We start from the raw sequence: 3,488 nt of genomic DNA on the forward strand, positions 1-3,488 counted from the left end.
CTCGAGGGCGGACTGTGCGGCCTGGACCTTCTCGCGCGCGGGCGAGGGGATGTGCTGGTTGAGCCACTGCCGCACTTGAGCCTCGGGGAGGGCGCCGGTGAATTCGCCCACAACAGCGCCGTCGACGAACAGCTTGACGGCCGGGATGCCGCGGACGCCGTAGCGCTGCATCAGCTCCGGGTGCTCGTCGGTGTTGACCTTGGCCAAGGTCCACCGGTCGCCGGCCTCACGGTCGAGCTTTTCGAGGGTCGGGCCGAGCGCTCGGCAGGGGCCGCACCACGGCGCCCAGAAGTCGACCACGACGGGCCGGGACCGGCTGGCGTCCAAGACGTCGGTGCTGAAATCGAAGGCGGCGGGCTCGGGCATGTGGAGAAACTGAAAATGGGGCAAACCTCGGCAACACGACACCGAGGCTCTGGTTGGGCTGGGTGTCACGGACGCCTTTTTCAGCCGGTTCCCCATGCGCCTCGCTCTCGCCGCTTTCTCCATCGTCGCCCTGTCGGCCTGCTCCTCCACCGTCGACACCCTCGACGCCGGTCTCGCCCAGCAGACGCAGGAAGCCGTCCAGGCCTCCCAGGCCGACCAGCCCATCACGGGCCGGCCCGTCGACCTCGAGGCCGAGGTCTACGACGCGGCGTCGGACTCGCTCCGGTTCTCCGGCGAGACCCGGCTCCGCAACATCCGCCAGCTGACGTTCGGCGGCAACAACGCCGAGGCCTACTGGAGCTTCGACGGCGACGACCTGATCTTCCAGAGCGACTGGGAGGCGATCAACGACCGGGGCTGCGACCAGCAGTTCGTGATGGACGCCCGGACAGGCGCCGGCCGCGACGGGTCCGGCGCGGAGCTGGTCTCGACCGGCCTGGGCCGGACGACGTGCGGCTACTTCTTGGCCGACGGCCGGATCATCTACTCCTCGACGCACGAGGGTGACCGCCAGTGCCCGACCACGACGGCTTCGAGGACGGGCCAGTACGTCTGGGACGTGTTCGAGACCTTCGACATCTACGTCGCCGACGCCGACGGCTCCAACACGGAGCTCCTGATCGGCGGGGCGGGCTACGACGCAGAGCCGACTGTGAGCCCTGACGGCCGCTTTATCGTGTTCACGTCGACGCGCTCCGGCGATCTCGAGCTGTACCGCTACGAGGTCGCGACCGGCGAGACGATCCAGCTTACCGACGAGCTCGGCTACGACGGCGGCGCCTTCTTCTCGCCCGACAGCCAGCAGATCCTGTGGCGCGCCTCGCGCCCGACGGGCCGGGACGCCGTGGCCTACCGCGCGCTCCTGCGGGACTACGCCGTCGAGCCCGGCGCGCTCAACCTCTACGTCTCGGACATCGACGGGTCGAACGCGCGCCAGATCACCGACCTGCCGGGCGCCAACTGGGCGCCGTTTTTCCACCCGTCTGGCGACAAGGTCCTGTTCTCGACCAACCACCACACGCTCGACCAGGGCGGGCGCGAGTTCGACTTGTTCCTGGTCGACATCGACTCCGGCGACCTCGAGCGCGTCACGTTTAGCGGCACGTTCGACGCCTTCCCGATGTTCTCGCCCGACGGCACCCAACTCGTCTTCGCGTCCAACCGCCGCGGCGACCGCGCGCCGAGCCGCGACACCAACGTGTTCGTCGCCGACTGGGTCGAGACACCCTCGGACGTCGACCTCGAGTTCGGGCTGTAGGCAGCGGTCCTTCGGCTCCGTTCAGGATATGCCTCGAGGACGGCGAGCCGGTGCGACCTCGAGGTCGGGCTACGCCTGAGTCGGCTAGGCGGCGTGCTCTTCACCGCACCTAGGTTTGCCTAGGTTCTACCTTTCGGTCCTGGCAGAAAGCCCCGCGCTCCGATGTCCGATTACCTCTCCGTTGCCGCCGCCGCCGACCTGCTCGGCGTCCACGTCGACACGATCCGTCGGTGGACGGACGAGGGGCGCCTGCCGGAGACGCGGACGCCCGGCGGCCACCGCCGCATCCCGCGCGTCGCCATCGACCGGCTGCTGTCCGGCGCGGGCACGGGGAACGCGCCGGCCCAGACCCTCCCCACCGACGGCGAGCCGGCTGACCAGGCGTGGGCGCACCACGCGCTCGTCCACACGCGCTACGAGCTCGACTCGAGGCCGGAGACGCAGTGGAAGACCTCGATGTCGGAGAGCGACCGGACGCTGAGCCGGGAGAACGGGCGGCGTTTGATGGGGCTCTTGCTCCAGCACGTCGCCGGCACCATCGACGAGGCCGAGCTGTGGCCCGAGGTCCGGCGCTTGACCCAGCTCTACGCCGTCCACCTGCGCGACGCCGGGATGCCGTACTCGGCCGCGCTCCGGGCCACGCTGTTTTTCCGCGACGTGCTCTCGGAGTCGACGTCGTTCTACCCGGCGTCCGGGGAGCGGCCGGGCGTCGAGCTGACGCGCAAGGTGAACACGTTCACGAACGAGGTCCAGCTCTCGATCGCCGAGGGCTACGGCGTGGACGAGTTCGGCGCGGGCTCGCCCCAGATCGAGGGATGAAGCGGCTCGCGCTCCTGCTCGCGTTGGCGGCCCCCGCGTTTGGACAGGTCAAGCCGGACTCGACCCTCGAGCGGGTTGTCGTGACGGCCACCCGGACCGCCGCCGCCCTCGAGGACGTGGCCGTCCCGATCACGGTCGTCGGCGCGGACGAGATCGAGGCCGACGGGGCACTGCGCCTGGGCGACGTCTTGGATGCGCTGCCCGGCCTGGAGGTGACGTCCGGTCTGGGCGGGGTCGGCATCCAGATTCAGGGCTTGGATCCGGCGTACACGCTGATCCTGATCGACGGGCAGCCGGTCGTGGGGCGGACGGCGGGCGTCCTCGATGTGTCGCGGCTGTCCACGACGGGGATCGAACGCGTCGAGGTCGTGCGCGGGCCGTCGTCGTCGCTCTACGGGAGCGACGCGCTGGCGGGCGTGGTGAACCTGGTGACGGCCGTCCCGAGGGAGCCCGCCGTTCGCTTGCGTGCCCGTACTGGGTCGTTCGCGCAGAGCGCCCTCGCCCTCGAGGCCGAGGGCGGGACGCAGTTGTTGGGACGCGCGTGGGGCGCCCGGCTCGCCCTCGACCGGACGGCGACGGACGGCTACGACCTCGACCCGGACCTGTTCGGCAACACGACGCCCGAGCGGACCGAGACGACGGCGGACCTGCGCGTGTCGGGCGAACTCGGCCCACAGACGCGCGCTCGCCTCGGTGTCCGCGCGACGACCGGCGACGACCGCCTGCGCTACGCCTTCGCCGACGTCAACGACGCCGTCTTCCCGATCAACGAGACGGGCGCGCGGCGCGACTGGAGCGTCCACCCCGAACTCCGCCACACCTGGGGCGGCCGGTACGCGTTGCGGCTCCAGGGCTACGCGACCGGCTACCGCCTGGACACCCAGGTCTTCGAGACCGATCGCGGGGGCGGCGACAGCCTGACCTACGACGACCGGTTCGACCAGCGCCAGCTCAAGGCCGAGGCCCAGGTCGACGCGCTGTGGAG

4 protein-coding genes are annotated in these 3,488 nt (G+C 70.6%); 3 read left to right on the forward strand and 1 reads right to left on the reverse strand.

Annotation, left to right across the window (positions count from 1 at the left end):
- A partial coding sequence (gene trxA / locus WBA11_RS14050; protein WP_424521298.1) for a thioredoxin occupies positions 1–366 on the reverse strand: 366 nt, incomplete at its 3' end.
- Positions 367–460: 94 nt separating this feature from the next.
- On the opposite strand from trxA, the gene WBA11_RS14055 reads away from it, so the two are divergent.
- From WBA11_RS14055 to WBA11_RS14065, 3 genes are all read left to right on the forward strand, one after another.
- Positions 461–1,684: a TolB family protein gene (locus tag WBA11_RS14055; protein ID WP_424521299.1), complete on the forward strand. Its 1,224-nt coding sequence runs from the start codon at positions 461–463 to the stop codon at positions 1,682–1,684.
- Positions 1,685–1,846: 162 nt separating this feature from the next.
- Positions 1,847–2,503: a MerR family transcriptional regulator gene (locus tag WBA11_RS14060; protein WP_424521300.1), complete on the forward strand. Its 657-nt coding sequence runs from the start codon at positions 1,847–1,849 to the stop codon at positions 2,501–2,503.
- On the forward strand, positions 2,500–3,488 hold a 989-nt coding region (locus WBA11_RS14065; protein WP_424521301.1), incomplete at its 3' end, for a TonB-dependent receptor plug domain-containing protein. The genes WBA11_RS14060 and WBA11_RS14065, both read left to right, overlap by 4 nt.

The organism is Rubrivirga sp., from assembly GCF_049648075.1.
Lineage (GTDB): Bacteria > Bacteroidota > Rhodothermia > Rhodothermales > Rubricoccaceae > Rubrivirga.

Coding starts and splice junctions, on each gene's coding strand:
- WBA11_RS14060 (WP_424521300.1), top strand. CDS start 1,847: ATGTCCGATTACCTCTCCGTTGCCGCCGCCGCCGACCTGCTCGGCGTC.
- WBA11_RS14055 (WP_424521299.1), top strand. CDS start 461: ATGCGCCTCGCTCTCGCCGCTTTCTCCATCGTCGCCCTGTCGGCCTGC.